We start from the raw sequence: 26391 nt of genomic DNA, 5'->3' as shown, positions 1-26391 counted from the left end.
AGTACCAACGGTGCTCGCTCAACCAGAGGATTCCACCCTGCCCGAAACCGGAGCGCCCGCACTCACCGCGGGCGCTCCGGCGCAGGAAAATACCGTGCTGCACGGTGACAATGTGAAGGCTTTGTCGGAACTGCCCGACGGGAGTTTCACGCTGATCTATGTCGACCCGCCGTTTAACACCGGCCGGAAGCAAACCCGGGCGCAACGCACCATGGTGCGGGCCGCCGAGGGCGAAGGCGATCGGGTGGGCTTCAAGGGTCTTTCCTACAACACCGAGCTGGGGGCCGCGCGCTCCTATCACGACAGCTTCGATGACTACCTCAGCTTCATCGAGCCCCGGTTGCACGAAGCCCACCGGTTGCTTGCCGAAGACGGCACGCTCTATGTGCACCTGGACTACCGCGAGGTGCACTACGTCAAGGTGCTGCTGGACCAGATTTTCGGGCGCGAGAACTTCCTGAACGAATTGATCTGGGCCTACGACTACGGTGCCCGCGCCAAAAGCCGCTGGCCGGCGAAGCACGACACCATCTTGGTATACGTGAAGGACCCGAAGAAGTACCACTTCGATTCGGCCGAGGTGGACCGCGAACCGTATATGGCTCCCGGTCTGGTGACCCCCGAAAAGCGCGCCCTGGGCAAACTGCCCACCGATGTCTGGTGGCATACCATCGTCTCTCCGACCGGCAAGGAGAAGACCGGCTACCCGACGCAGAAGCCCGAAGGTATCCTGCGTCGGATCATCGCCGCCTCATCGCGCGAAGGCGACTGGGTGCTGGATTTCTTCGCCGGCTCCGGGACCACCGGTGCGGTAGCCGCGAAGTTGAATCGGCGCTTCGTGCTGATCGACCAGAACGCCGAGGCCATCGAGGTGATGCGTTCCCGCTTGCCGGAAACCACCACCTACAAAGAGGCCTGAGCTCCGGTTCCCGCCGCAATAATTCGATCCAGCATGTCCGGCTCGGTGAGATTCTCACCGAGCCGGTTCAGTTTTCCGGCCCCATGGTAATCGGAAGAACCGGTCACGATCAGGTCGTATTGCTTGGCCAGCCGGGCCAGGAAGCGCTTGCCTTCCGCGCTGTTGTCCCGGTGGTGGATCTCCACCCCGGCCAGTCCCACATCGATCATCTCGTGGAAGGTCGCTTCGGGCACGACCCGTCCGCGCAAGGCGGCCGCAGGGTGCGCGAAGACCGGCACTCCCCCGGCTTCCAGGACCAGGCGCACCGCGTCGCGCGGGTCGATGGCCGGGTGCCCCACGTAGTATCGCGAGCGCGCCGAGAGGATGTTGGCGAAGGCCTCATTGCGGCTTTCCACCACCCCCGCGGTAATCAACGCGTCGGCAATATGCGGGCGTCCCACCGTGGCGCCCGGCTGGCAATGCTCGGAGACCAAATCCCAGCTGATCGGAAAATCTTCGGCGAGCCGATCCACGATGCGCTGGGCGCGGATGACCCGGGAATTGCGCGAAAGATCCAATTCATCGAGCAACGGCTGATAGCCGGGGTCCTGCAGATAGCACAGCAGGTGCACGCTGATTCCCTGATGGTCCTGGCAGGTGATTTCCATTCCGGGGACAAAACCCACACCAAGTTTCGCCGCGGCCTGCCGCGCCTGGCCCCACCCGGCGGTCTGATCGTGATCGGTCAGCGCCACCACATCCAATCCGGCGTGCTGCGCGGCCGCGATCAGTTCGGCAGGCGGTTGCGTCCCATCCGAAACATTTGAATGGGTGTGCAGGTCAATTCGCATATCCCTAGATTAGCTGGCCTACTGCTACTTTGCCCGGATACCCGAATCGGTGACACACTAAGTAGTATGACCAATCAAGTTTCTTCGCCTTCGGGCAACGACCAGCCGCTCGAAGATCGCGTCAACAACCGCTCCCAGCGTCCCACCTCGGAAGCATTCAAGAAGTTCATGGCTTCCTCTTGGGCGCCGGACACCTCCCAGCTTCCCGCAGCAGATCCTGCCGCAAGCTTTGCAGCCACCCGCCGTGCGGCCCTCTCCGCGCACTACCCGGGCGAACGCCTGGTCATTCCGGCCGGCCCGGCAAAGGTCCGCTCGAATGATACGGACTACCGTTTCCGCCCGCATTCGGCCTTCGCGCACCTGACCGGTCTGGGCGTCGACCACGAACCCGATGCGGTCCTGGTGCTGGAGCCAACCGACGACGGGGCCGGGGACCAGGGCGGCAACCACGCGGCCACCTTGTACTTCGCGCCGATGGCGGGCCGGGACAGCTCGGACTTCTACCTCGACTCGCGCGCCGGAGAATTCTGGGTGGGCCCGCGTCCCACGCTGAGCACCATGTCCGCCCGCACCGGCATCTCCACGCAGTCGCTGGATCTGCTGGAAAATGCGCTGACCAAGAACTCGGGACCGCAGGCCCTGGGCGGGATCCGCATCCGCCTGATGCGCGAGATCGACCTGAACGTCGAGGCGCTGGTCGATACCTCGCGGATCAACACCGGACAGGATCTGGAGGCCAGCGATGCGCTGGATAACGAGCTCGCCGAGTTCGTCTCCGAGCTGCGCCTGGTCAAGGACGAGTACGAACTAGCCGAACTGCAGAAGTCCGTGGATGCCACCATCGCAGGCTTCGAAGACGTCGTGCGCAACCTGGATGCCGCCATCGCCCACCAGCGCGGGGAACGCATCGTGGAGGGCACCTTCTTCGCCCGCGCCCGCCTCGAGGGCAACGAACTGGGTTATGACACCATCGCCGCCTCGGGCAACAACGCCACGATCCTGCACTGGATCCGCAACACCGGCGAGGTCAACGAGGGTGAGGTGCTGCTGCTGGACGCCGGAGTGGAAGCCGAGTCGCTCTACACCGCGGACATCACCCGCTCCCTGCCGGTCTCCGGGAAGTACACCGAGCTGCAGCGCAAGGTCTATCAGGCCGTGCTCGACGCCGCCGATGCAACCTACGCCGCGGTCCGCCCGGGGCTGAAGTTCCGCGACCTGCACCTCATCGCCACCACCGTGCTCGCCGAACGCCTGCAGGATTGGGGGCTGCTCCCGGTTTCCCTGGAGGAGGCGCTGTCCCCCGAAGGCCAGCACCACCGCCGCTGGATGCCGCATGGCACCAGCCACCATCTGGGCCTGGATGTGCATGATTGCGCCCAGGCCCGTGCGGATCTGTACCTGGACGCGGAACTCGTCGAGGGCATGGTGTTCACCATCGAACCGGGCCTGTACTTCAAGAATGAGGACCTGGCCATCCCGGAAGAGTACCGCGGGCTGGGCGTGCGCATCGAGGACGACATCCTGGTCACCGCCGATGGTGCGGTGAACCTCTCCGCGGCCCTGCCGCGCAAGCCCGACGAGGTCGAGGCGTGGATGGCAAAGCTGCGCGGCTAGTCCGCCAGCGGTCATTGCACAGTTGCCAGGGGCAGCCGGTTTCCACCTCGGAAGCCCGGCTGCCCCTGGTTTTTTGCGTCGCTGGCTGCCTGCCGCGGACCAGCGGGCAAGCAAAAACCCGCCACGCTGCTCCGCTCGGTGCGGAAAACTTCGTGGCGGGTTTGCTGCGCTTGGTTACTGCTGCTTGGTCTCTTCTTCGGATTCCTTGGCTTCGGCCTGTGGCTGGCCGGCCGTCTCCGGGGCGGCTTCGCCGGAGGGCGGCTGCACCGCATCCTGTTTAACCGTCGGCTCGGCCTGCGCCACATCCTGCGCCTCGGGCTGCGCCGGCGCCGCGGGCTTTGGCTCGTCCACGCGCACACCGTAGCGCGGGCGGCCATCTGGCAGGTCGCCGAATTGGCTGGTCGGTGCGGGCGCTGCTTCCGTTGCCGGAGCTGCCGGAGCCTGCGTCGCAGCGGGCGGCTGTACTGGCTGCGCCACCGGGGCGGCGGGCGGCTGTACCGGCTGCGCTGCCGGCGCGCTGCCCGGTGCCGGCTGCGGACGCATCGGCAGCTGGGCGGCCAGCTGCCGGGCGGTCTGCGAATGCTCGAAGTCCACGACCACGTCGAAGCTGGTCGCCACGAACTTGCTCGAGGAGGCGAAGTCGCGCTTGCCCCGGCGCATCGAGTAGGAAACGACTCCGGCGATCATCCAGATCGCCATGCCCAGCCCGATGGCCGAGAGGATCTGGTACAGGCCGGTTCCGCTGCCGCCGAAGAGCGAGAGCAGCAGGCCCACGAAGAGGCCCATCATGCCGCCCTGCGCCGCGCCGGACAGCGCCACCTTCGGGTAGGAAAGCTTCGCGGTCACCCGTTCCACGGTGCGCACGTCGTTGCCCACGATGCTCACGGCGGAGACCGGGAAGTTGTTATCTGCAAGATAGTCGACCAGTTTCTGGGCATCCAGATAGCTGGTGTAGCGCCCAAGCAGTTCGCCACGGGGCAAACCGTTGGGGCTGATTGAATTTACTCCATGCGGCGAGGTCATACCTATATTGTGCACGCTAATACTGTGAGTGCGCCCAGTTGTACACCCACTATCGCTGAGGGTGAAAGAATCCTGTGCCGCTTCGTGGCCCAGCACACCGCCAACGGCCCCTTTGCACGCTAGGCTAGAACGGTGAGCGCACACGTTTCTAAAATCTTTGTCGCCCGGCTCCTCGGGCTGGACGTCTTCGACCCCTTGGGCGATCGCCTGGGCCGGCTACGCGACGTCGTCGTCGTTTCGCGCGGCCCGCAGCGGGCCCCGGCCTGTGTCGGCGTGGTCGTCGAAGTTCCGGGTAAACGCCGCGTCTTCGTGCCGATGACCCGGATCCAGTCGATGGAATCCACCCAGGTCATCTGCTCCGGACTGGTCAACATGCGCCGCTTCCAGCAGCGCGGGCAGGAAATGCTCGTCGTCGCCGAAATGTTCGACCGCACGGTCACCTTCCTCGATGCCTCCGGGCGCGGTTTGATCGAGGACGTGGGGCTGACCCAGACCCGGCGCGGGGACTGGGAGATCAACGAGTACTTCGTCCAGCGCCTGGAGACGACCAGCACGCTGCTGGGCCTGCGCACCCGCCGCCGCAACAAGGTGCTGGTCTCCTGGGAGGAGATCCGCCAGGGGGCGCAGAGCGAACCGCAGTCCGCGGATAACTTCGTGGCCACCCACGATGAGATGAAGGCCGCCGACTTCGCCGACGCGCTGCATGAGATGACCGGCAAACGCCGGCTGGAAGTCGCCGCGCATCTGCAAGATGACCGGCTGGCCGACGTCTTGCAGGAGCTTCCGGACCGCGAACAGGTCGAAATCCTCTCCGCGCTCAGCTTGGAGCGCGCCGCGGATGTGCTCGAGGAGATGGACCCGGATGACGCGGCCGACCTGCTCGCCGAGGTGGAAGAGGAGACCAAGCACCAGCTGCTGGAGCTGATGAACGAGGAGGAGGCCGAGGACGTGCGCCGCCTGCTGGCCTATCCCGAAGGCACCGCCGGTTCGGTGATGACCCCGGTGCCGGTGATCCTCACCCCGGAATCCACGGTGGCCGAGGCGCTGGCTTCGGTCCGCTTCGAAGAGATCAGCCCGGCGCTGGCCTCCACGGTTTATGTGGTGCGTCCGCCGCTGGAGACCCCCACCGGCCGCTACCTGGGCCAAGTTCACATCCAGGCGCTGTTGCGCGCCGCTCCCCCGGAGCCCTTGGGCGATATTCTTGACAAGGAACTTGAACCGATGTCGGACCTGTCGAGCATCACCGACGTGGTCCGCCATCTGGCCACCTATAACCTCACCTCGGTGGGCGTGGTCAACAACGAGGGGCGGCTCGTCGGCGCCATCACCGTCGACGACGTCCTGGACCACATTCTTCCCGATGACTGGCGCTCGGCGGATTAGGCCGGCAAGCTTCAGCATTCTCGATCAGCAGCAAAGGAGTTCACCGGATGGCCGAACAGCGCAAGAGCAACGGGCTGGATACTCCCCTTTCGGCACGCAGCCGGTTCTGGCCGAAGTTCTCCCCCGATCCGGACCTCTTCGGTTCGGCGACGGAGAAATTCGCCCGCTTCATGGGCACCCCGCAGTTCCTGTTCTACATGACGATCTTCTGCGCCTTCTGGCTCGTCTGGAATACCGTCGCCCCGGCCGCCTGGCGCTTCGATGACGCGGCCATCGGCTTCACCGCGCTGACCCTGATGCTCTCCTTGCAGGCCTCCTATGCGGCCCCGCTGCTGCTGCTCGCGCAGAACCGCCAGGATGACCGCGACCGCGTCTCGCTCACCGAGGACCGCAACCGCGCCGAGCGCAACCTCTACGACACCGAATACCTCACCCGGGAGCTCGCCTCCCTGCGCCTGGCCATGCGCGATGTCGCCACCCGCGACTATGTGCGTTCCGAACTGCGCAATGTGCTCGAAGAACTGCTCGAAACCACCGACGGCGAAGACCTGCATCTGCGCGCCAAGCGCAAGAACAAGCACAGCAATCCGTCCACCGGGTTAATTGACACGGTTGACTCCAACCGCTCCCAGCATCGGAAGGCAAACCCAAAGTGACCCAATCCGCGGCCCTGCACCGCGCCCTTGAATCCGTAATCGACCCGGAGCTGCGCCGCCCCATCACCGAACTGGGCATGGTGGGCTCCGCGGAACTGGTCGCGGGCACCGCGAAGGTGCGCATCCTGCTGACCATCGCCGGCTGCCCGATGCGTTCGACCATCGAGGCCGACGTGGCCAAGGCGGTGGGCGAGCTGCCCGAGGTGGCGGCGGTGAACGTCGTGCTGGATGTGATGGACCCGGTCCAGCGCGCCGAGCTGCGCGCGAAGCTGCAAGCCAAGCGCACGGTATTCTCCGACCCGGATTCGCTGACCCGGGTGATCGCGGTGGCCAGCGGCAAGGGCGGGGTGGGCAAGTCCTCGATCACCGCGAATCTGGCGGCCGCCATGGCCGCGGACGGGTTGAAGGTCGGGCTGATCGATGCCGACGTGCACGGCTTCTCGATCCCGGCGCTGATGGGCATCACCGGGAAACCGACCCGCGTGGACGAGATGATCCTGCCCCCGGTGGCCCACGGGGTGAAGGTCATTTCCATCGGCATGTTCCTGGACTCGAACCAGCCGGTGATCTGGCGCGGGCCGATGCTGCACCGCGCGCTGGAACAGTTCTTGACCGACGTGTACTTCGGGGACCTGGACGTGCTGCTGCTGGACCTGCCCCCGGGCACCGGGGATATGGCGATCTCGGTTTCGCAGCTGCTGCCCAATAGCGAACTGCTGGTGATCACCACCCCGCAGTCCACCGCGACAGCGGTGGCCGAACGCGCCGGAACCATTGCCTTGCAAACCAAGCAGCAGGTCATCGGCGTGGTGGAGAATATGAGCTACCTGAGCCTGCCCGACGGCGGCAAGATGGAGATCTTCGGAACCGGCGGCGGGCTGCGGCTGAGCGAATCGCTCAGCGAACAGCTCGGATATCCGGTGGAGCTGCTCGCCCAGCTGCCGCTGGAAGAGGCGGTGCGGGTGGGCTCGGATCGAGGGGTCCCGGTGGTGCTGGGCGCCCCGGAGTCGCCGGTGGCAGGTTCCCTGCGCCAGCTGGCGCAGAAATTAGGGCAGCGGCCGCGCGGGCTTGCCGGGCGATCGCTGCCAATGTCCTTCTAGAGGTTCTAGGTGGCTTCCGTGTCAAAGGGGGCCAGCTCGTCGGCCGCCAGCGGTTGCTGCTTGGCGGTCTCAACGGCCGTTCGCACCGGGGCCTGCGCGGGGTGCGGCGGCGCCTTGGCCGCGTTCACCGCCTCGTCGAATTCATCGACGAGCGCTTCCTTGATGATCCGCCGCGGATCGTACTGCCGCGGGTCCAGCTTGCGCCAGTCCATGTCTGCGACCTCGTCGCCGACCTCTTCACGCAGCTGCTCCTTGGCGCCATTGGCCATGCGGCGTAGTTCCTTGACCAGGTTAGCCAGTTTTTTGGCGTACTCCGGAAGCTTCTCGGGACCCAAGATCACCACTGCGAGGATGGCGAGAATGATGAATTCTCCGCCATTGATTCCAATTAACTCCACGTATGAAAGATTACCTTGTCGGCTTCGAATGGTCGAAGTCACCGCGCCACGGCGGATGACTTATGCGTCAGCCCTGCTTGGCGGTGCGCAGCCCCAACGGGATGCGCGGCAGGCTCACGGTCAACGGGGCGCGGTTGGCCGGGTTGCGGTGCGCCAAGGCGTCTCGCAGCATGGCGCGCCCACGGTGGATGCGCGACCGCACGGTGCCCAGCTTCACATTCAGGATCTGCGAGACTTCCTCATAGGAGAAGCCCTCCATATCGCACAACACGATCGCCGCCCTGAAGTCGGGGGCGAGCGCCTTGAGCGCCTTGGCCACATCCACGTCCAGATTGTTGAATTCGAAGTCCCGCTCGGGGGTGACCGCGTTGCTCGGGAAGCGGTCCTCGGCGCCCTCGGCAAAACGGTCAAAACGGATTTTGGACTTGCGCCGCGCCTGGTCGAGGAACAGGTTGGTGGTGATGCGGTGCAGCCATCCGCCCATGGTGCCGGGCGTGTACTTCTCCAACGCGTTGAACGCCCGCACGAAGGCTTCCTGCGACAGGTCCTCGGCATCCTGGCGGTTACCGGTCAGACGGTACGCCAAACGAAAGACCCGTTCGCCATGGTCGTGCACCATGGAGTCCCATGAGGGGGTCTCGGTTTCGGGGCCGTCCACGGGGGCAATTAGCTGGCTACTTGCAGTGTTCACTCTTCAATTGTGACCCGGAAAGCTGAGCTGAAGCTAAGAATCGCCTGCGCACCTGCCAGCAGTTCGTCCAAGATCGGCCCAACTCGGTAGGTACGATGGTCTCCGGACCACCCGACAGACAACCCCAAGGACCTCACACTCATGCCTTCGATGAATCCAGAACTCCTCGCCAGCTGGGGCTTCAGCCAAAACCAGCTGCCCGAGCGCGATCATGTGCTTGCCGCACGCGAACGGGCCGCGGATCTTGGTGTTCGATGCATCGATCCGGCCGGGCGCTCGATGCTCGCCTTGCTCTGCACCCTGCGCGCCCCGCACAGCATCGTCGAGATCGGCTCCGGAGTGGGCGTCGCCTCCATGGCGATGCTCGAAGCCATGGGCGCCACGGGGACGCTGACGGCCATCGAATCGGATCTGGAGCATGCCAACGCCATGCGCCAGGGCCTGCGCGAAGCCGGAATCCTCTCGGCTCGCGTGCGCATCATCAACGAGCGCGCCGAAAGCGTGCTCTCCCGCTTGGCCGACCACGCCTATGACCTGGTGCTCATCGATGCCAGCGCGGAACTGCTGCTGGACTACGTGGCCGAGGCCAAGCGCCTGGTGGGTCCGGGCGGGGTGATCGTGCTGAATAACGCATTCGATGAACACCGCCTCGCGCGTCCCGCGGTACGCCGCGCCTCCACCGTCGCCACCCGCGATGCCCTGCGCCTGCTGCGCGAGGACCCGAAGCTGCAGACCCACCTCTTCCCCAGCGAGCAGGGATTGTTCGTGGCCACGGTGCTGCCCGCACCTAAAGCGCGCTAGCGGGGCGTTCGGCGGGTAGAAAAACCGAGGGCCGGCATCTTGCCGGCCCTCGGTTTGCTAAAGAATTATTCGGTGACCCCAACTAGACAGTTACGCAGTTCAGTTGCTTCCGCACTGTTCAGCTCCACCACCAGACGACCTCCGCCGTCGATTGGCAGTCTCAAAATCAGGCTTCGACCCTCTTTGGTGACTTCCATCGGCCCGTCACCGGTACGTGGCTTCATCGCAGCCATATGAGCTGTTCCCTTCGTCCGTGGCTAACGCGCGCAACATTTTTTGCCTTGCGCACAACCCAATGTCTAAGTCCACCTTCTGCGATGATTCGTCGCTGATAAGGGACACTTATCTTCTATTATTGCTAATTTTGCGTCGTGTCGCTAATCACACGCCGGGACTCCATGTCACGAATTGTATTTTCCAGTCGGGTGATCTCGGCAGCCAGCACATCAAGAGTGTCGTCTACTTGATCGCAGCGGTAGCCGCGCAGCCCCAGCGAGAACTTCACGGAGTCAATATCGTTGGCGCGCGGATGCTCCGGCAACAACACCGGCGGCAACGACGCTTCATGCTCCACGAGCCCCACAATTGGCTCGCTCGTGGATTCGAAATGCCGGCCGGCCGGAACCGATTTCCGTTGGCTTGAAATCAGCAACGCCACGCCGCCCACGGCCAGGATTGCCAATGCTATGAGAAAAAATGGCATGGCTAGCTCCGGCTCGATTGCTTCTTGTCCAGGTCCTCCACCATATTACGCAACACGATGTCCACGGCTTCGTCGGGATCGTCGGTGAGGTGGAAGAGATCCAGGTCCTTTGGTGAAATGGCGCGTTCCTTGGCAACCACATCCGTCAGCCAGTCCACCAGCCCACCCCAATATTCGGTGCCAACCAAGACAATGGGGAATCCGGTGATCTTCTGCGTCTGCACCAAGGTCAATGCCTCGAAAAGCTCGTCCAAGGTGCCAAAACCGCCGGGCAGCACGATGAATCCTTGCGAGTACTTGACGAACATGGTTTTGCGCACGAAGAAATAGCGGAAGTTGATGCCGCGGTTCACCCAGGAATTCAGCCCGGTTTCGAAGGGCAGTTCGATCCCCAGCCCCACCGAGGAGCCTTCCGCATCGCTGGCACCCTTGTTGGCAGCCTCCATCGCGCCCGGGCCGCCACCGGTGATGGTGATTACCCCGGACTGGGCTAGCCGTTGCCCGATGCGATAAGCCTGCTTGTAGTACAGGCTGTCCGGATCGGTGCGCGCCGAACCGAAAACCGACACCGCTGGTCCCAGCCCTGCCAACGAACCGAATCCAGAGACGAATTCCGATTGGATGCGCAGCACGCGCCACACATCGCTATGCGTGACGTCTTCCTGCGGACTCTCCAGCAGATAGCGGTCAAGTTGCTCGGCTGGCTCTTTGTTTGGCCAGCTCGCCTCAACGTGGACCTTGCGCCCTGCATGCGCATTTTCTTCGCTTTTACGCTTATGGACCATGACCTCACTCTATCGGTAACCACCCAGCATCCAGCGCATTGCCCGATGCACGATTACGGAACAGTTTGATAACAACTTTTTGTGACGCATTCGTAGCCTCGCATTATGTGCGTCACATGAAGTAATGTCTAGATTATGAAAAGCGATCAGCAAGCTCAAGCTTCTTCTGACGGCCCCATCGTTGAATTGACTGGGGTCAACAAGCATTATGGGGCACTCCATGTACTGAACGACATCAATCTTCAGGTCACCAAGGGTGAGGTTGTAGTCATTCTCGGACCTTCCGGTTCGGGCAAGTCGACGCTCTGCCGCGCCATTAATCGTCTGGAGACGATTGACGACGGCAAAATCAGCATCGATGGCAAGATCCTGCCCGAGGAGGGCAAGGCGCTGGCGACGCTTCGCGCCGATGTGGGAATGGTTTTCCAGTCCTTCAACCTCTTCGCGCACAAATCCATCCTGGAGAACGTGACTCTCGGCCCGATCAAGGTCAAGGGGCTGAAGAAGGCCGCGGCGGACAAGCTCGCCATGCAGCTCTTGGAGCGCGTGGGCGTCGCCAACCAGGCCGGCAAATTGCCGGCTCAGCTCTCGGGCGGCCAGCAGCAGCGCGTGGCAATTGCCCGTGCGCTGGCCATGAGGCCGAAGGTCATGCTGTTTGACGAGCCGACCAGTGCGCTGGACCCGGAAATGATCAATGAGGTGCTAGACACCATGGTCGGGTTGGCCAAGGAAGGCATGACCATGCTGGTGGTGACCCACGAGATGGGCTTCGCCCGCAAGGCCGCCGACCGAGTGATTTTCATGGCCGACGGGCAGATCGTCGAGCAGGCCACTCCGCACGAGTTCTTCACCAACCCGCAGAGCGACCGTGCCAAGGACTTCCTGGGCAAGCTCATTACCAACCACTAATTCCATCACCGCATTCTGTATTCAGGAGGAATCATGCGTAAGAATCGTTTAGGCGCTGTCGCTGCAATGGCAGCCGTGGCGGCTTTGGCCCTCACTTCATGTGGCGGCGGGAGCGGCGAAGGCGATGCCGAGAGCATCCGCATCGGCATCAAGTTCGACCAGCCGGGCCTCGGCTTCAAAGACGGCAACAACTACACCGGATTCGACGTAGATGTTGCCAAGTACGTTGCCAACGAGCTGGGCTACGCCGAGGAGAACATCGAATGGGTTTCGGCCCCTTCGGCGAACCGCGAAACCATGCTCCAGAATGACCAGGTCGACATGATCTTCGCAACCTACTCGATCACCGAGGAACGCAATAAGGTTGTCGACTTCGCCGGACCATACTTCGTTGCAGGCCAGGATCTGCTGGTGGCCACCGATTCGGATATCGCCAGCCCCGAAGACCTCAACGGCAAGAACCTGTGCTCGGTCACCGGTTCCACGTCGGCCCAGAAGGTGAAGGACAACTACGCCGAGAACACCAACCTGCAGGAGCTTCCGGGCTACGCAGAATGCGTGACCCAGATGGGCGGCGGCACCATCGACGCGGTGACCACCGATGACATCATCCTCGCCGGTTTGGCGGCCCAGCCTGCCTACCAGGGCAAGTTCAAGGTTGCCGGTGCACCGTTCTCCGAGGAAAACTACGGAGTGGGCCTTCCCGACGGAACCGACAAGTGCGGCGACATCAACGCGGCGATCACCAAGATGATCGAATCCGGCGCCTGGGAAGAAGCCTTGACGGCAAACACCGAGGGCACCGGCTACACGCCGAACTCGGAAACCAACCCACCGGAACTCTCGGATACCTGCGCTTAGCAGCATCCGTAGCAAAGGGGCCAAGCGCATTGCCCTTGGCCCCTTTGCACACCTTCATGTTTCGCGGTGCCCCGTGCAGCGGGCACCACACCCATAGCCGCTTGGCCGCAGGTGCGGCCATCGAGATAGAGGCTTGCAGTGGACAACTATCTATCGATATTCACTGAATACGACGTACCCGGAGCATTCTGGGTCAACATCCAACTAACTTTCTGGGCCGCTCTGGGCGCCCTGCTCCTAGGCACGGTACTTGCGCTCCTTCGCATTTCACCGGTCGCCAGCTTCCGTGCGATAGGCGCCAGCTATGTGAACCTCATCAGGAACACTCCGCTGACGATCATCATCCTTTTCGGAGTGCTGGCGCTTTACGGGCAATTGGGCTTCAACCTGGGTGGAGATTTCCAGGGGAACTTCTTCCGCTTGGCGGTCATGGGACTTGCCCTCTACCACGCAGCATTCGTCTGCGAGGCCATCCGCTCGGGCGTGAACACCGTGCCGCTGGGGCAGGCCGAGGCCGCTCGCGCCATAGGGCTGAGCTTCTTGCCTGCGGCCCGCGAGGTCATCTTGCCGCAGGCCTTCCGCGGCGCAATCGTCCCGTTGGGCAACACCTTGATCGCGCTGATTAAGAACTCGACCGTAGCAGCCGTCGGCTCGGTGGCAACCGAGGCCTCCTCGACCATGAAGACCATGATCGAATTCCGCGCGGACATCGTGATCCCGATCTTCCTGACCTTCGCCGTCGGCTTTGTGATCATCGTGATCCCGGTGGGTCTGCTAACAACCTGGCTCTCCAAGAAACTGGCGGTGGCACGATGAGCGCCTCGATTCTCTTTGACACCCCGGGTCCTAAGGCCCGGCGAAACATCCTGGCCATCAACGTCGTCGGCGCGCTGATTGCAGCCGGACTCCTGGCTTGGATCATCTTCGGGCTGGCCAACAAGGACCAGATGCAGCCTTCCCAATGGGATGACTTCATCGAAGGCAGCACCTGGGCCAACTATCTGCTGCCGGGTCTGCTGAACACGCTCAAGGCCGCCGTGCTGGGCATCGTCGGCTCGGTGATCTTCGGCCTGATCTTCGGCGTCGGACGGCTTTCGCAGAACAAGCTCATCAACGGATTCAGCACCGTTGTCGTGGAATTCTTCCGCGCCGTGCCGGTGCTGCTGATGATCGTGTTCTTCAACGTGTTCTTCTCCCGTTCCCTGCAGCTGCCAGGAGATACCGCGCTGTGGGCTGTGGTCGCCGCACTGGTGTTCTACAACGGTTCGGTGGTCGCCGAGCTGGTGCGCTCCGGCGTGCATAACCTGCCCAAGGGGCAACGCGAGGCAGGCATTGCGATCGGCCTGACCCGCGGGCAGTCATTGCGGTTCATTGAAATCCCCCAGGCGTTGGTGGCCATGCTGCCGGCCCTGATCGGGCAGTTCATCGTCATCTTGAAGGACTCGGCGCTGGGCTACATCATCAGCTTCAACGAGCTGCTGTTCTTCGCACGCACCTACTCGTCTCCCAACGGCAACGTCCTGCAGGCACTGATCGTTGCCGCGGCGATCTTCATCCTGATCAACTTCACCCTGGGCAAGATTGCCGAGATCGTCTCGCGCCGTCTGGGCAGCAGGGAGAAGAAGGACAAGACCGGCGGCCAGGCCCCGCAGGCTGCAGTCGTCGGAGCTCCCTCGGTATTGCCGGTGGAACCAACTCCGAACGCCGAGGACGAACCGAATCCTCGGAGCTAGTCGGATTGCTCCTCGCCAGCAGTTGCCTCTCCTTTTGGGGAGGCAACTGCTGTTTTAACCCCCGGGTCCAAGGGTCCGGCTACTATTTGGTTTCGCTCAACCAGGCACGCAGGGTGTTGCGGCAATCGCGGATAGCCTGCTGCGTGACATGCTCGCCATCGGTGTGGGCCAGCAAGGCGTCGCCCGGGCCAAAGTTCACCGCCGAGATTCCCAGCGCAGAAAAACGCGACACATCGGTCCAACCGTATTTCGGCTTGGGCTCCTGCCCGAGGATCTCGACCAGCGAGGCCGCAATGGCTTGGTCCAGGCCCGGGCGGGCGCCTTCGGCACCATCGGTGCGTTCGACCTCAAATCCCTCGAACAGCGAGCGCACGGCCGCTTCGGCCTGGGCCAGGTCCTTATCCGGGGCGAAGCGGTAGTTGACCTCCACCTCGCAATAATCCGGAATCACGTTCCCGGCGATGCCACCGGAGATCCGTACCGCGTTCATCGATTCCCGGTAGGCCAGGCCTTCGACATCGACGGTCTGCGGCTCGTAGGCTGCCAAGCGTGCCAGGATCGGAGCGGCCTTGTGGATGGCGTTCTCCCCCATCCAGGCGCGAGCCGAATGCGCCGCGGCGCCGGTGGTTCGCACCAGGAAACGGCTTGTGCCATTGCAGCCGCCCTCCACCGTGCCGTTGGTCGGTTCAAGCAGAATCGCAAAGTCGGCGGTCAGCAGCTCTGGCGCATTCCGGGCCAGACGTCCCAATCCGGATTTCGCCGCGGCGACCTCTTCGTGGTCGTAGAAGATGTAGGTGACGTCATAGCGTGGATCGGTCAGTTCGGCGGCCAGAGCCAGCTGGACCGCGACCCCGCCTTTCATATCCGTCGCCCCGCGGCCGTAGAGCACCCCGTCGACCACCGTGGCCGGCACCGTGCCGCGCGCTCCTTGGGTATGCGGCAACGGCACCGTATCCAGGTGCCCGGCCAGCACCACCCGTCGCTCGCGACCGAGCCGAGTGCGCGCCACGATGGAGTCCCCGTCCCGATGCACCTCCAGGTGCTCCAGCGCCAACAACGCTTGATGGACCGCATCTGCCAACGCCTTTTCGTTTCCGGAGACGGATTCGATATTCATGATCCGTTCGGTCAAGCTGGCGACGTCTTCTCGAAGGTCTAATTCGTTCACAATACCCATCGTTCTACACTTTTTGAGTTCATACCGCTGTCATTTATCAACATTACTCGCAGTGCAAACGCTACGATCAGAGAATGACTTTTGAACCTGCAGCAACTTCTTTTGACTCCTCAGTACGTTTGGCCTCCGGTCATGGTTTGGCCACCATCGCGACCGATGGCACCGTACTTGACGTCTGGTACCCGGCCCCCGTTCTCGGTGTGCTCGCCGAGGCTCCAGAACTTTCCGGCGAACTTTCCGCCGCCGCACTCGACGACGCCCAGCGTGGCACCACGCAGAAGGTCATTTCGCTGACCATCGACCTCGATGTGGCGCCTGCCGACACCGCCGATGTGTGGCTGCGCCTGCACCTGCTTTCGCACCGCCTGGTCACCCCGAACTCGATCAACCTCGACGGCGTGTTCGGACACCTGGCCAACGTGGTGTGGACCAACTTCGGCCCTTGCCAGGTGGCGGGATTCGAAATGACCCGACTGAAACTGCGTGCCCGCGGCAACGTCGATGTCTTCGGCGTCGACAAGTTCCCGCGCATGGTCGACTACGTGTTGCCCACCGGCGTGCGGATCGCCGATGCGGACCGTGTCCGCCTCGGCGCGCACCTGGCCGAAGGCACCACGGTGATGCACGAGGGCTTCGTGAACTTCAATGCCGGCACCCTGGGCGCTTCGATGGTCGAAGGGCGCATCTCGGCCTCCGTGGTTGTCGGCGACGGCTCCGATGTCGGCGGCGGCGCCTCGATCATGGGCACGCTCTCCGGCGGCGGCAAGGAACGCATCACCATTGGCGAGCGCGTCCTGCTGGGAGCCAACGCGGGGGTGGGCATCTCCATCGGAGATGACTGCGTGGTCGAAGCAGGACTTTACGTTACCGCTGGCACCCGGGTGCAGCTCGGTGCGAAGTCGGTCAAGGCCCTGGAGCTTTCCGGTGTCCCGAACCTGCTCTTCCGCCGCAATTCGGTCAGCGGCGCCGTGGAGGCACTGGCCCGCGCCGGACAGCAGGTCGAGCTGAACAGCGCGCTGCACGCCAACTAGTTCTCCCAACGCAAAAGGTCGAGGGACGCACCGGCTGGTGCGTCCCTCGACCTCTTTGCGTACAGCACTCAGGGGAAGATGATGGTCACCATGGGTTGGATGTAACCGTGAAAGGCCCGCCCGTCACGCAACAACGAGGTGCTCGCGACGATCGTCGCGCCGCCGATCAGCCAGGCCCGCGGCTCGGTGAGCGGCACGTCGATGACCTGAATCTGCATTTCTTCCACCTCTTGGGCATGTTCTACCCCGTGGTCGATGAGAATCCGTTCGACCTCGTCCATGCGCTGCGGAATATAGTCTTTGGACTGCTCGCTGAATTTCGCACGGTGCTGCTGAGCATACAAGGTGGCCTGCCCGTAGTGCGCGCTGGCCAGCTTCGCTAGTTCTGGATAGCAGCCGGCGCCTAGGTCCGCCAGCAGATCCACGGTGCCTTCGGCGTCGCTTGTTGGATCCCGGGAAATGAGCGAATCCCACCAGGAGGACCATTCCTGCTTGATTTGCCCGGCCGCCACCTGCCGATTGCCGCGTGCCTTGATGCCAGGCGCAAGTCCGGAGTTCGGTCCCACCTCGGTCGGGTCCAGCCCGCCCAACTCGCGTAGGTAAAGTGCCAACACCATGCTCGGATTTGTATTTATGGCCAAAGTCCAATTATTGCCACGACGAAAATACACGCGCACCACCTGACTTTTCCACGCATCATTGCGCCCTAGAACCCTAGGATACGCCGAAATTCCGCGTTAAAACAGGGAACGGCCGGGCAAACACTTTCGTGCTTGCCCGGCCGTTTCGCCAAGACTCAATCGTCTATCCGCGGTTTAGACGCCCGGGTAGTTGCGCTCGGTCTCACCCATGTACAACTGGCGTGGACGGCCGATCTTGGTCTCTGGGTCCTTGATCAGTTCGCGCCACTGGGCGATCCAGCCCGGCAGGCGGCCGATGGCGAAGAGCACGGTGAACATCTTCTCCGGGAAGCCCATCGCGGTGTAGATCAGGCCGGTGTAGAAGTCCACGTTCGGGTAGAGCTTGCGTGAGATGAAGTATTCATCGTTCAGCGCCGTTTCTTCCAGTTTCATCGCGATGTCAAGCAGCTGGTTATTGCCCTGCTTGGCCAGCAGATCGTGTGCGGTCTGCTTGATGATGCGTGCACGTGGATCGTAGTTCTTGTACACGCGGTGGCCGAAGCCCATCAGGCGTACGCCGTCTTCCTTGTTCTTCACCTTCTCCATGAAGGCCTCAGGAGTTATGCCCGAAGACTGGATCTCGCGCAGCATCTTGAGCACTGCCTCGTTGGCGCCACCATGTGCTGGGCCCGACAGGGCATGGATGCCTGCGGAGACCGAGGCGAACATGTTCGCATCCGAGGAGCCGACCAGGCGCACGGTGGACGTCGAGCAGTTCTGCTCGTGGTCTGCGTGCAGGATCAGCAGCAGGTCGAGGGCCTTGACCACATCTGGGTCCAGCTCGTAAGGCTCGGCGGCGGTACCGAAGCACAGGCGCAGGAAGTTCTCGACCATGTTCATCGAGTTATCCGGGTACAGCAGTGCCTGGCCGATGGACTTCTTGTGCGCATAGGCGGCAAGTACCGGCAGCTTTGCCAGCAGGCGCAGGGTCGAACGCTCGACCTGCACGTCGTCGGTTGGATCCAGCGAATCCTGGTACCAGGTCGACAGGGCCGAAACGGCCGAGGACAGCACCGGCATGGGGTGTGCATCGCGGGGGAAGCCGCCGAAGAAGCCCTTGAGCTCTTCGTGCAGCAGGGTGTGGCGGCGCAGGGAACCATCGAAGGTTTCCAGCTCGGTCGCCGAAGGCAGTTCGCCGTTGATCAGCAGGTAGCTGACCTCGGTGAAGCTCGAGTGCTGTGCCAGCTGCTCGATTGGGTAACCGCGGTAGCGCAGGATGCCTGCGTCGCCGTCGATGTAGGTGATCGCGGACTTGGTGGCCGCGGTATTCATGAAGCCGGGATCGTAGGTTACGTTCCCGGTGGTCTTCAATAGTGGCGCTACGTTAAAACCATCATTGCCCTCGGCAGCCGGGATAACCGGTAGCTCTAGGCTGGATTCACCAAAATGTAGCTGTGCAGATTTAGTATCTGTCATTGCATCTCCTAACCGGAAAGGCTTTAGTTCCGAAAGGTCAGTCGTCACGGTAGAACATACCGCTAACTGACCCGTTCATGCTAATTAGACTGTCATCTTCACCGGGCGGCGGATGAATTCAACCGCTCAACGGCCGTGGCGATCCGTTCGTCGGAACCGGTCAGCGCCACACGTACGTGCGACTGCCCGGCAGTTCCGTAAAAGGCACCTGGGCCGGCGACGATTCCAAGCTCCGCCAGGCGCTGCAGCGTCTGCCAGCTGGAGCGGCCCTCGGTGCACCAGAGGTAGAGTCCGGCCACCGAATCCTCGATGGTCAACCCGAAGTTTTCAAGAGCTGGGCGCAACGCTTCGCGGCGCGCCCGATACAGTTCACGCTGCGCGGCCACATGCGCGTCATCACCCAGGGCGATGACCATTGCGTGCTGAATGGGACCCGGGACGATCATGCCGGCATGTTTGCGGCTGTTGACCAACGCGGGCATCAAATTCGGGGCACCGGCAACGAATGCGGCCCGGTATCCAGCGAGGTTCGATTGCTTGGACAGCGAGTACAGCGAGAGTAAATTATCCAGGTTTCCACCGTTGACCCGCGGGTCCAGAACACTGGGCACCTGACCGTCGAACTCATCCCAGCCAAGCTCGGCGTAGCATTCGTCGGAGGCCACGACCGCACCGAGTTCGCGCGCCTCGGCGACCAATTGGCGCAGCGATTCCACGTCGCGGACCTTGCCGGTGGGGTTACCGGGAGAATTGACCCAGACCAGCTTCACGCGAGCGCGTTCCGCCTCGGTCAGTTCGCTCAAATCGTCCGCGGCGATGGCCGTGGCTCCAACCAAGCGAGCACCGATATCGTAAGTGGGGTAAGCAATCTTCGGACGCACCAAGATGTCCTCGGCACCCATGCCGAGCAAGAGCGGGAGCCAGGCCACCAGCTCTTTGGAACCAACGGTGGGCATGACATCGTCAATACCGAGCCCGGTGACGTTGCGCCGTCGGGCATACCAGTCGACGATTGCCTGACGCACCGCGGGCGTTCCGTGGGTGGTCGGGTATCCATGGGAATTTGCGGCTTCTGCCAGAGCCTGCTGGATTACCTGTGGTGTGTCATCGACAGGTGTGCCGATGGAAAGATCGACAACACCACCTGGATGTTCGGCAGCCAACTCGCGGTAGGGTGCGAGCTGGTTCCAGGGGTAATCGGGGAGCTCAAGCATAAAAGGGGGAACCTAGCCTTGGTTTTGCAGAGGCAGGACACTGATCAACGAGTGGTCATTTCCTGTGTTTCCAATCTTAGCGGCGCCACCGGGTGAACCAAGTTCGTCGAAAAACTCGACATTGGCCTTGTAATAGTCGGCCCACTCGTCCGGAACATCGTCCTCGTAGTAGATGGCCTCGACGGGGCACACCGGTTCACAAGCACCACAGTCGACGCACTCATCGGGATGAATGTACAGCGAGCGTTCGCCTTCGTAAATGCAATCTACCGGGCACTCTTCGACACACGCCTTGTCTTTAACGTCGACGCACGGCTGGGCGATGATGTAAGTCACGGGTGCTGAGACCTTTCTTAGCGCAATTTTAAGATTTCACTTCGGTTTCACGGATTTAACGACTGCTCGTTGAATCCGCAAGTAAGCTCTAGCTACAGTCTAGTCCTGATACCCATGCAAGGGATCTCGCACACTCATCCTGTGACGTAATCGACCATTCACATTTCGTTGCGCGACTGCGAAAGTGAATTCTTCTTACAATTACATGACGGAAAATATGCTCAAATTTGAAGATCTTACTCCCGGTGACCGCATTGTGGTCCGCTACCGACTTACCGAGTCATCTGTCGCCACAGGCAACCGCGCCAGCAGCGACGTACTTGGGGAGGTCATCGAGGTGAATGCGGACAAGATCCGCATCAGCACTCGGCGCGGCCCGGTCGAGGTGGAGCGTGAAAATATCACCCATGCCAAACGCGTTCCGCCGCCACCGGTACGCCGATCTCGTCCGCCAACCCTGAAGTAACCCCTCCGCGCGAGCCCGCGCGTTGACAGGCCCGCAGAGGTTCCACGGAGCCCCGCGGAGCTCCTTGCGCGGTTGCGCCGCCGCCCGCAGACCGCTGGTTTCGCGACATGTGATTTGAAGATACCAATCACTGGGCCAATTTCGCGTATGCTGGCCATATGCCGTCCGACGAACACGTCCAAGCCCGCGCTCGAGCATTGAGCTCGCCGTTGCGGCTTAGAATTCTGCGCCTATGCCTGCATGAGCCTCGCACCAACAAGGAAATAGCTGACATTCTCGAGTTGAACCCGGCTACCTCGTTGCATCACGTACGCACGCTGGTGAGCAGCGGTTTTCTCAGCGCAGAGGAACCTCGCCGGGGAAACCGGGGGGCGAAGGAAGTCCCGTATCGCAGCACCCGCCAATCGTGGGGTACCCGCATCCCCGATGCCGCTCCCCTGCTTGTGGACACGTTCTTGCAGGAAATCAACGGGCTGGAGCCCGAGGAAATTCAGGTCATCCGCGTGGGGTTGAAATTATCCGAGGCTACGCAGAAGGAAATGATGGGCCGCATTCGCGCGGTTATCGAAGACTATGCGATGCGCGAACCGGAGGTTGACGGCGTTGCCACCTCGTTGTTCCTGGCCCACCACCTCGATGTGACCGGCAATAAGTAGTTTTTGCGCAAAAAAATCCCCAGCCATTGGCTGGGGATTTTTTGGCTTAACGCTGGCGTTTGCGAAGCACTCGCAGTGCAGCGGTTAACGCGATCACGGCGGGCACGATCATTCCATACATCCACAACAGGGACGCGATGGTCGGACCTGGCAGGTACTGAAGGTACTGCAGCGGCAAGATCAGCGTGTCGTTTCCGAAATAGGAAATCGAGCCGACGACCAGGTAGCAGCCGATGAAGCCGACCGCCCCGGCCCAGAGCTTGCCCGAGGCAATCACCGACCAGTAAACGAGCAGCCCCAGCAGCAGCCAAGCCAGCAGCACTCCCCAGACCAGCGGGATATCGCCCGCGTAGCTCAGCGAAGCGTGGATTGCCGTACCGAGTAAACCTGCAACCACGGCGGCAACCAGGCCACGCAGCAGCGCGCCCGGGTTGCCGCCGACGGTGAGCGGCTGGTTAGCTCTTTGCTCGTGCACGCGTTGCCTTGGCACGGTCGTTTGCGTTCAGCAGCACCTTGCGGATGCGGATCGCTTCCGGGGTCACCTCAACGCACTCGTCTTCGCGAGCGAATTCCAGCGACTCTTCGAGAGTCAGGTTACGCGGTGGGGTCAGGTTCTCGAAGGAGTCCGAGGAAGCCGCACGCATGTTGGTGAGCTTCTTTTCCTTGGTGATGTTCACGTCCATGTCATCGGCGCGCGAGTTCTCGCCAACGATCATGCCCTCGTAGACCTCTTCGGTTGGACGCACGAAGAAGTTCATGCGTTCCTGCAGGTTGATCATCGCGAACGGAGTGACCACGCCAGCGCGGTCAGCCACGATCGAACCGTTGATGCGGTACTCGATCGGACCGGCCCATGGCTCGTAGCCTTCAGCCAACGAGGCGGCAATGCCGGCGCCGCGGGTTTCGGTCATGAAGCGCGTACGGAAGCCGATCAGGCCTCGGGCTGGAACCATGAATTCCATGCGGACCCAGCCGGTGCCGTGGTTGGCCATGTTGGTCATCCGGCCCTTGCGCGAAGCCATCAGCTGGGTGATTGCGCCGAGGTACTCCTCTGGCACGTCAATGGTCATGTGTTCCATTGGCTCGTTGACCTTGCCGTCGATCATCTTGGTGACAACCTGTGGCTTGCCAACGGTCAGTTCGAAGCCTTCGCGGCGCATCTGCTCGACGAGGATTGCCAGTGCCAATTCGCCACGGCCCTGAACTTCCCAAGCATCCGGACGCTCGGTTGGCAGTACGCTCAACGAAACGTTACCGATCAGTTCCTTGTCCAGGCGGTCCTTGACCTGGCGCGCGGTCACCTTGGCACCCTTCACCTTGCCGGCCAGCGGCGAGGTGTTGATACCGATGGTCATCGAGATGGCCGGTGGATCAACGGTGATCAGCGGCAATGGCTTTGGGTTCTCAAGGTCGGTGAGGGTTTCACCGATCATGATGTCCTCGATACCGGCGACTGCAACGATCTCGCCCGGACCGGCTTCTTCGGCCGGAACGCGGGCCAGGCCCTTGGTGGCCAGCAGCTCGGTGATCTTGACCTGCTTCATGGTGCCATCCTGGCGGGCCCAGGCGACGACCTGGCCTTTGCGCAGGGTGCCGTTGAAGATACGCAGCAAGGCAAGACGGCCAAGGAATGGCGAGGCGTCAAGGTTGGTGACGTGCGCCTGGAGAACTTCGCCCTCGTTGTAGGTCGGGGCCGGCACGTGCTTGATGATGGTCTCGAACAATGGCTCGAGGTCCTCATTGTCTGGCAGGGTGCCGTCTTCTGGCTGGTTCTTCGACGCGTAGCCGGCCTTGCCCGAAGCGAAGACGACAGGAACGTTCAAGATCGCGTCCAGATCCAGATCTGGAGCTTCATCGGCCAAGTCCGAGGCCAGACCCAGCAGCAGATCCATGGAGTCGGAGATGACGCCTTCGATGCGCGAGTCCGGGCGGTCGGTCTTGTTCACGACGATGATCACCGGAAGGTTGGCGCTCAAGGCCTTGCGAAGCACGAAACGGGTCTGTGGCAGTGGACCTTCGGAAGCGTCAACCAGCAGAACCACGCCATCGACCATGGAAAGGCCGCGCTCGACCTCGCCACCGAAGTCAGCGTGACCCGGGGTGTCGATGATGTTCATGGTCATGTTCTTGCCCTCGGCGGCCGGACCGCTATAGAACACCGTGGTGTTCTTAGCAAGAATGGTGATGCCCTTCTCGCGTTCCAACTCGCCGGAGTCCATCACGCGATCTTCGGTTTCACCGTGGCTGTCGAATGCACCAGTCTGCTGGAGCATTGCGTTGACCAAGGTGGTCTTGCCGTGGTCAACGTGAGCAACGATTGCTACGTTGCGCAGGTCGTCGCGACGGATGAGAGTTGTATCTGACATACGGGAAGGCTCACTTCGTGTAGAGAATTTAGGGTCTCGGAGGCGGGGCCACAGGCGACCCAACATACTATTTTACGCGCTCGAGGCAATTGCGTTGTTTATCTGTGGCGCAACATACAGAAATTACTTGATTAACGGGATCTAGCCGCGTGTTGAAATCCAATAGCGGAGCTTCGTATTTCCGCCGTTTTCTTCAACCGAGGGACGGTTTTGATCTATTTGGCCGCCGCACGCGATAATCGTTGCGCGCGAGGCGGCGTTCTGCTTATCACAGGTTACCAAAGCCGAGTCGACACCGTGGGATCCCAGCTCGGCGAGGGCGAATCTGCACAGTTGGGTGGCGATTCCCTGTCCGCGGAATTTCGGGACAACACCATAGCCCAGGTGTCCGCCGACTTCGCTGAGAAAATCGTTGAGTTCGTACCTCACCGAAACACGGCCAACGAGTTGTCCGTCCAATTCGGCAACGAACAGTCCGCTGCGCACCCATCCCTCGGGGACGAACTCGCCGCTACGCCCCTCGGCCATGCGCTCGATGTACGCCTCCCAGTTTTGGCGTGCGGACCACGTCGGAAGAAAATCAAAGTCATCGTCCAGCAAGTCGTGATGAGCGGCGATAGCCTGCCTTTCATCATCCGGAACAAGCTCTCTGATCACTAGTTTCGTGGAACGCTGCATAACCTCAGTATGTCAGCACCGGCTAGTAAGTCACTATTTCATCGCGGATTTCCGCAAGCCACCCAAGCGTTCCCCCGCGCAAACTCCGCACCCGGGCGCTGCCTTCGGGGAGCGACTGGTTCAATTCCGTGGCGGCGCGCAGCGAGCGAACACCGGTTTTGCACACGAAAACCAGCTCGGTTGCAGGGAAGCTCTGAAGCTCCCGCCAGCCTTCGTTGGCAAGTCTTTCCAGCGGGAAGTGGACACTGCCGGGAATGACCGCAAGCTCGCGTTCCCACCCCTGGCGAACATCTACCACCAGGACTTCCCGGGCGGCCCGAAGCAGTTCAAATTCACTTGCGTTCAGCTCCTGGGCGGAGCCTGCAACCGCACAGGACGCCACGGTATATTCACCGAGCCCGGTGACCGGAGCACGCTCCGGATCTCGTGCAAACGTCAAGATGCGAACGCTTGCCTCCAACGCGTCGTAGAGCCAGAGCTTTCCGCTCAAAGGTGCTCCGACGCCGGTGATCAGCTTCAGCGCCTCGGTGGCCATCAGCGAACCGATGACTCCGCAAAGGGCCCCGAAGACTCCTCCCTCGGCACAGGAAGGGACCGAATCCGCTTCCGGGAGGTCGGGAAAAATATCCCTGAGCATTGGGCCCACTCGGGGGTCGAACACCGAGACCTGACCGGAGAATTGGAAGATGGTGCCCCAGACCAGCGGCGTCTGGGTCAACTCCGCGGCATCGTTTGACAGGTACCGGGTGGCGAAATTGTCGCTGCCGTCAATCACCACATCGTGTTCGGCAAAAAGTTCCAACGCGTTGCCAGGATCCAGTCGCTGTGCGTAGAGCCGCACAGAAACTTCGCTGTTCAGTTCTTCCGCCAGGCGCCGCACCGATTCAACCTTAAGCTGGCCCTGGTCCGTTTCACGGTGCACGGTCTGGCGTTGCAGATTCGAGAGTTCGACGGTGTCCGGATCGATCACGCTCAGCTCTCCGACGCCGGCCGCGATCAGGTAGCTGGCGATAGGGCTGCCCAATCCCCCAGCGCCCACGATCAGTACCTTCGCGTTCGCGATACGCTCTTGGCCTTCCACACCCACCCCGGGCAGGGACAGATGGCGGGTGTACCGGGCGAGTTGTGCACGGCTGCGCGGCGGCATCGGCTTGGTAGACATCAGAATTCTCCAACGAGTCTTTGCATCATTCCCGCTGTCGGAGATGAGGCCAGCGCGAGATCGCGTTGCGGAATACGCCCGGCAAGGAACGCCGCGCGCCCGGCCCGGACCGCGTCGCGCATCGCGGCGGCCATCAAGGGCGCGTTTTGCGCTCGGGTCACCGCGCTGGCGAGCAGCACCGCATCGCAGCCCAGCTCCATCGCCTTGGCCGCATCCGAGGCGGTCCCCACCCCGGCGTCGAGGATCACCGGCACCCCGGCGCGCGCGGTAATCGTTGAGATGTTGTGCGGATTCAGGATCCCCATTCCGGAGCCGATCGGGGATCCGGCCGGCATGACCGCTGCCACGCCTAGCTGTTCGAGCCGCATGGCCAGGGCCGGATCATCGTTGGTATAGGCGAAGACCTTAAAGCCGTCGGCGACGAGTTCTTCGGCCGCGGTGAACAATTCGATCGGATCCGGCAGCAGCGTATGCTCATCGGCGATCACTTCGAGCTTGATCCAGTCGGTTTCCAACGCTTCGCGCGCCAGCTGGGCGGTGAGCACCGCATCTCGCGCGGTGAAGCATCCGGCGGTATTGGGCAGCGGGCGCACCCCGTTGCGCGCCAGCAGCTCGTACACCGATCCGGAACCGGCCGCGGCGAAATGGCGAATGGCGACGGTGGTCAGCGCGGTGCCCGAAACATGCAGGGCCTGCTCGAGGGTATGCATCGAGGTCGCCCCGCCGGTGCCGAGAATCAGCCGGGAGTCGAAGCGTTCCCCGGCGACCTCGAAGCCATCGGTGTCAAGAGTTAGCTCTTCCAT

At 62.2% G+C, this 26391-nt stretch carries 30 protein-coding genes; 13 read left to right on the top strand and 17 right to left on the bottom strand.

The window, feature by feature from the left end; all coding sequences use genetic code 11:
- Positions 1–37: 37 nt before the first annotated feature.
- On the top strand, positions 38–919 hold the full coding sequence (locus tag CQ019_RS02335) for a site-specific DNA-methyltransferase (protein WP_105553334.1): 882 nt from the start codon (positions 38–40) through the stop codon (positions 917–919).
- On the opposite strand, the gene CQ019_RS02330 is transcribed toward CQ019_RS02335, so the two are convergent.
- Positions 904–1749: a PHP domain-containing protein gene (locus CQ019_RS02330; RefSeq protein WP_096284570.1), complete on the bottom strand. Its 846-nt coding sequence runs from the start codon at positions 1747–1749 to the stop codon at positions 904–906. The genes CQ019_RS02335 and CQ019_RS02330 overlap by 16 nt on opposite strands.
- A 66-nt stretch (positions 1750–1815) precedes the next feature.
- Between CQ019_RS02330 and CQ019_RS02325 the strand changes: the two genes are divergently transcribed.
- Entirely contained in the window at positions 1816–3363 is a 1548-nt protein-coding gene (locus CQ019_RS02325) for an aminopeptidase P family protein (RefSeq protein ID WP_105553013.1), read from the top strand.
- A 174-nt stretch (positions 3364–3537) separates the two neighbouring features.
- On the opposite strand, the gene CQ019_RS02320 is transcribed toward CQ019_RS02325, so the two are convergent.
- Positions 3538–4386 (bottom strand): general stress protein, encoded by an 849-nt coding sequence (locus CQ019_RS02320; RefSeq protein WP_181148223.1) that lies wholly within the window; start codon positions 4384–4386, stop codon positions 3538–3540.
- Positions 4387–4518: 132 nt separating this feature from the next.
- Here CQ019_RS02320 and CQ019_RS02315 point away from each other — a divergent pair, with 132 nt between their 5' ends.
- Genes CQ019_RS02315 through CQ019_RS02305 form a run of 3 tightly spaced genes read left to right on the top strand, consistent with a single transcriptional unit; the run spans position 4519 to position 7525 of the window.
- Positions 4519–5769 (top strand): magnesium transporter MgtE N-terminal domain-containing protein, encoded by a 1251-nt coding sequence (locus CQ019_RS02315; protein WP_096284566.1) that lies wholly within the window; start codon positions 4519–4521, stop codon positions 5767–5769.
- 47 nt (positions 5770–5816) lie between these two features.
- Positions 5817–6425, top strand: a complete 609-nt coding sequence (locus tag CQ019_RS02310) for a DUF1003 domain-containing protein (protein WP_096284564.1) — start codon at positions 5817–5819, stop codon at positions 6423–6425.
- Positions 6422–7525: an Mrp/NBP35 family ATP-binding protein gene (locus CQ019_RS02305; RefSeq protein WP_258133823.1), complete on the top strand. Its 1104-nt coding sequence runs from the start codon at positions 6422–6424 to the stop codon at positions 7523–7525. Before CQ019_RS02310 ends, CQ019_RS02305 begins: the two co-directional genes overlap by 4 nt.
- Positions 7526–7530: 5 nt before the next feature.
- Here the strand turns inward: CQ019_RS02305 and CQ019_RS02300 are convergent, their stop codons facing one another.
- Both CQ019_RS02300 and sigE read right to left on the bottom strand, forming a co-directional pair.
- Positions 7531–7923, bottom strand: coding sequence for a sec-independent translocase (locus CQ019_RS02300; protein WP_096284562.1), 393 nt, complete (start codon positions 7921–7923; stop codon positions 7531–7533).
- Between the two features lie 67 nt (positions 7924–7990).
- A complete protein-coding gene (sigE, locus tag CQ019_RS02295; protein WP_255248371.1) occupies positions 7991–8614 on the bottom strand; it encodes an RNA polymerase sigma factor SigE in 624 nt (207 codons plus the stop codon).
- 141 nt (positions 8615–8755) lie between these two features.
- Here sigE and CQ019_RS02290 point away from each other — a divergent pair, with 141 nt between their 5' ends.
- Positions 8756–9415: an O-methyltransferase gene (locus CQ019_RS02290; RefSeq protein ID WP_096284558.1), complete on the top strand. Its 660-nt coding sequence runs from the start codon at positions 8756–8758 to the stop codon at positions 9413–9415.
- A 65-nt stretch (positions 9416–9480) separates the two neighbouring features.
- Here the strand turns inward: CQ019_RS02290 and CQ019_RS02285 are convergent, their stop codons facing one another.
- The 3 genes from CQ019_RS02285 to CQ019_RS02275 all read right to left on the bottom strand — a co-directional run bounded on the left by CQ019_RS02285 (position 9481) and on the right by CQ019_RS02275 (position 10903).
- Positions 9481–9648, bottom strand: coding sequence for a DUF3117 domain-containing protein (locus CQ019_RS02285; RefSeq protein ID WP_096284556.1), 168 nt, complete (start codon positions 9646–9648; stop codon positions 9481–9483).
- A gap of 125 nt (positions 9649–9773) precedes the next feature.
- Positions 9774–10097, bottom strand: coding sequence for a DivIVA domain-containing protein (locus CQ019_RS02280; protein WP_258133822.1), 324 nt, complete (start codon positions 10095–10097; stop codon positions 9774–9776).
- Between the two features lie 23 nt (positions 10098–10120).
- Positions 10121–10903: a TIGR00730 family Rossman fold protein gene (locus tag CQ019_RS02275; RefSeq protein ID WP_096284552.1), complete on the bottom strand. Its 783-nt coding sequence runs from the start codon at positions 10901–10903 to the stop codon at positions 10121–10123.
- Positions 10904–11080: 177 nt separating this feature from the next.
- Between CQ019_RS02275 and CQ019_RS02270 the strand changes: the two genes are divergently transcribed.
- The 4 genes from CQ019_RS02270 to CQ019_RS02255 all read left to right on the top strand — a co-directional run bounded on the left by CQ019_RS02270 (position 11081) and on the right by CQ019_RS02255 (position 14406).
- Entirely contained in the window at positions 11081–11812 is a 732-nt protein-coding gene (locus tag CQ019_RS02270; protein WP_219843920.1) for an amino acid ABC transporter ATP-binding protein, read from the top strand.
- A gap of 33 nt (positions 11813–11845) precedes the next feature.
- Positions 11846–12673, top strand: coding sequence for a glutamate ABC transporter substrate-binding protein (locus CQ019_RS02265; protein WP_096284548.1), 828 nt, complete (start codon positions 11846–11848; stop codon positions 12671–12673).
- A 138-nt stretch (positions 12674–12811) separates the two neighbouring features.
- The gene (locus CQ019_RS02260) at positions 12812–13489 is read left to right on the top strand and encodes an amino acid ABC transporter permease (protein WP_096284546.1); all 678 of its coding nucleotides are present in this window, start codon (positions 12812–12814) and stop codon (positions 13487–13489) included.
- Positions 13486–14406 (top strand): amino acid ABC transporter permease, encoded by a 921-nt coding sequence (locus CQ019_RS02255; protein WP_096284544.1) that lies wholly within the window; start codon positions 13486–13488, stop codon positions 14404–14406. The genes CQ019_RS02260 and CQ019_RS02255 overlap by 4 nt, the downstream gene beginning before the upstream one ends.
- Before the next feature lie 82 nt (positions 14407–14488).
- On the opposite strand, the gene dapE is transcribed toward CQ019_RS02255, so the two are convergent.
- Complete coding sequence (dapE, locus tag CQ019_RS02250) at positions 14489–15583, bottom strand: succinyl-diaminopimelate desuccinylase (RefSeq protein WP_096284542.1); 1095 nt, start codon at positions 15581–15583, stop codon at positions 14489–14491.
- 74 nt (positions 15584–15657) lie between these two features.
- Between dapE and dapD the strand changes: the two genes are divergently transcribed.
- A complete protein-coding gene (gene dapD, locus CQ019_RS02245) occupies positions 15658–16614 on the top strand; it encodes a 2,3,4,5-tetrahydropyridine-2,6-dicarboxylate N-succinyltransferase (RefSeq protein ID WP_096284540.1) in 957 nt (318 codons plus the stop codon).
- Positions 16615–16682: 68 nt separating this feature from the next.
- Here the strand turns inward: dapD and CQ019_RS02240 are convergent, their stop codons facing one another.
- The 4 genes from CQ019_RS02240 to fdxA form a co-directional block, all read right to left on the bottom strand.
- Entirely contained in the window at positions 16683–17231 is a 549-nt protein-coding gene (locus CQ019_RS02240) for a hypothetical protein (RefSeq protein ID WP_096284538.1), read from the bottom strand.
- Between the two features lie 198 nt (positions 17232–17429).
- A complete protein-coding gene (locus CQ019_RS02235) occupies positions 17430–18710 on the bottom strand; it encodes a citrate synthase (protein WP_096284536.1) in 1281 nt (426 codons plus the stop codon).
- 98 nt (positions 18711–18808) lie between these two features.
- A complete protein-coding gene (gene dapC, locus CQ019_RS02230) occupies positions 18809–19924 on the bottom strand; it encodes a succinyldiaminopimelate transaminase (protein WP_096284534.1) in 1116 nt (371 codons plus the stop codon).
- 12 nt (positions 19925–19936) lie between these two features.
- A complete protein-coding gene (fdxA, locus tag CQ019_RS02225) occupies positions 19937–20260 on the bottom strand; it encodes a ferredoxin (RefSeq protein ID WP_096284532.1) in 324 nt (107 codons plus the stop codon).
- A 205-nt stretch (positions 20261–20465) separates the two neighbouring features.
- Here fdxA and CQ019_RS02220 point away from each other — a divergent pair, with 205 nt between their 5' ends.
- Positions 20466–20726 (top strand): hypothetical protein, encoded by a 261-nt coding sequence (locus tag CQ019_RS02220; protein ID WP_105568841.1) that lies wholly within the window; start codon positions 20466–20468, stop codon positions 20724–20726.
- Between the two features lie 158 nt (positions 20727–20884).
- Positions 20885–21382 carry a helix-turn-helix domain-containing protein gene (locus CQ019_RS02215; RefSeq protein ID WP_096284528.1) on the top strand — a complete coding sequence of 166 codons (498 nt, stop codon included), beginning with the start codon at positions 20885–20887 and terminating at the stop codon, positions 21380–21382.
- A 46-nt stretch (positions 21383–21428) separates the two neighbouring features.
- On the opposite strand, the gene CQ019_RS02210 is transcribed toward CQ019_RS02215, so the two are convergent.
- The 5 genes from CQ019_RS02210 to CQ019_RS02190 all read right to left on the bottom strand — a co-directional run bounded on the left by CQ019_RS02210 (position 21429) and on the right by CQ019_RS02190 (position 26391).
- Positions 21429–21857: a hypothetical protein gene (locus CQ019_RS02210; RefSeq protein WP_096284526.1), complete on the bottom strand. Its 429-nt coding sequence runs from the start codon at positions 21855–21857 to the stop codon at positions 21429–21431.
- Complete coding sequence (gene typA, locus CQ019_RS02205) at positions 21838–23748, bottom strand: translational GTPase TypA (RefSeq protein WP_096284523.1); 1911 nt, start codon at positions 23746–23748, stop codon at positions 21838–21840. Before typA ends, CQ019_RS02210 begins: the two co-directional genes overlap by 20 nt.
- A gap of 141 nt (positions 23749–23889) precedes the next feature.
- Positions 23890–24426 (bottom strand): GNAT family N-acetyltransferase, encoded by a 537-nt coding sequence (locus CQ019_RS02200; protein WP_105553021.1) that lies wholly within the window; start codon positions 24424–24426, stop codon positions 23890–23892.
- 22 nt (positions 24427–24448) lie between these two features.
- Entirely contained in the window at positions 24449–25588 is a 1140-nt protein-coding gene (locus CQ019_RS02195; RefSeq protein WP_105568840.1) for a ThiF family adenylyltransferase, read from the bottom strand.
- Entirely contained in the window at positions 25588–26391 is an 804-nt protein-coding gene (locus tag CQ019_RS02190; RefSeq protein WP_105553023.1) for a thiazole synthase, read from the bottom strand. The genes CQ019_RS02195 and CQ019_RS02190 overlap by 1 nt, the downstream gene beginning before the upstream one ends.

The sequence above is a fragment of the Arthrobacter sp. MYb229 genome (genome assembly GCF_002975405.1).
Taxonomy (GTDB): domain Bacteria; phylum Actinomycetota; class Actinomycetes; order Actinomycetales; family Micrococcaceae; genus Glutamicibacter.
The sequence above is the reverse complement of the archived record's forward strand: the minus strand, read 5'-3'. Positions and strand labels throughout refer to the sequence as shown.

Coding starts and splice junctions, on each gene's coding strand:
- CQ019_RS02265 (WP_096284548.1), top strand. CDS start 11,846: ATGCGTAAGAATCGTTTAGGCGCTGTCGCTGCAATGGCAGCCGTGGCG.
- CQ019_RS02310 (WP_096284564.1), top strand. CDS start 5,817: ATGGCCGAACAGCGCAAGAGCAACGGGCTGGATACTCCCCTTTCGGCA.
- CQ019_RS02325 (WP_105553013.1), top strand. CDS start 1,816: ATGACCAATCAAGTTTCTTCGCCTTCGGGCAACGACCAGCCGCTCGAA.
- typA (WP_096284523.1), bottom strand. CDS start 23,748: ATGTCAGATACAACTCTCATCCGTCGCGACGACCTGCGCAACGTAGCA.
- dapC (WP_096284534.1), bottom strand. CDS start 19,924: ATGCTTGAGCTCCCCGATTACCCCTGGAACCAGCTCGCACCCTACCGC.
- CQ019_RS02255 (WP_096284544.1), top strand. CDS start 13,486: ATGAGCGCCTCGATTCTCTTTGACACCCCGGGTCCTAAGGCCCGGCGA.
- CQ019_RS02290 (WP_096284558.1), top strand. CDS start 8,756: ATGCCTTCGATGAATCCAGAACTCCTCGCCAGCTGGGGCTTCAGCCAA.
- CQ019_RS02275 (WP_096284552.1), bottom strand. CDS start 10,903: ATGGTCCATAAGCGTAAAAGCGAAGAAAATGCGCATGCAGGGCGCAAG.
- CQ019_RS02220 (WP_105568841.1), top strand. CDS start 20,466: ATGACGGAAAATATGCTCAAATTTGAAGATCTTACTCCCGGTGACCGC.
- CQ019_RS02240 (WP_096284538.1), bottom strand. CDS start 17,231: ATGGTGTTGGCACTTTACCTACGCGAGTTGGGCGGGCTGGACCCGACC.
- CQ019_RS02200 (WP_105553021.1), bottom strand. CDS start 24,426: ATGCAGCGTTCCACGAAACTAGTGATCAGAGAGCTTGTTCCGGATGAT.
- CQ019_RS02320 (WP_181148223.1), bottom strand. CDS start 4,386: ATGACCTCGCCGCATGGAGTAAATTCAATCAGCCCCAACGGTTTGCCC.
- CQ019_RS02215 (WP_096284528.1), top strand. CDS start 20,885: ATGCCGTCCGACGAACACGTCCAAGCCCGCGCTCGAGCATTGAGCTCG.
- CQ019_RS02235 (WP_096284536.1), bottom strand. CDS start 18,710: ATGACAGATACTAAATCTGCACAGCTACATTTTGGTGAATCCAGCCTA.
- CQ019_RS02190 (WP_105553023.1), bottom strand. CDS start 26,391: ATGGAAGAGCTAACTCTTGACACCGATGGCTTCGAGGTCGCCGGGGAA.
- dapD (WP_096284540.1), top strand. CDS start 15,658: ATGACTTTTGAACCTGCAGCAACTTCTTTTGACTCCTCAGTACGTTTG.
- dapE (WP_096284542.1), bottom strand. CDS start 15,583: ATGGGTATTGTGAACGAATTAGACCTTCGAGAAGACGTCGCCAGCTTG.
- CQ019_RS02195 (WP_105568840.1), bottom strand. CDS start 25,588: ATGTCTACCAAGCCGATGCCGCCGCGCAGCCGTGCACAACTCGCCCGG.
- CQ019_RS02285 (WP_096284556.1), bottom strand. CDS start 9,648: ATGGCTGCGATGAAGCCACGTACCGGTGACGGGCCGATGGAAGTCACC.
- CQ019_RS02330 (WP_096284570.1), bottom strand. CDS start 1,749: ATGCGAATTGACCTGCACACCCATTCAAATGTTTCGGATGGGACGCAA.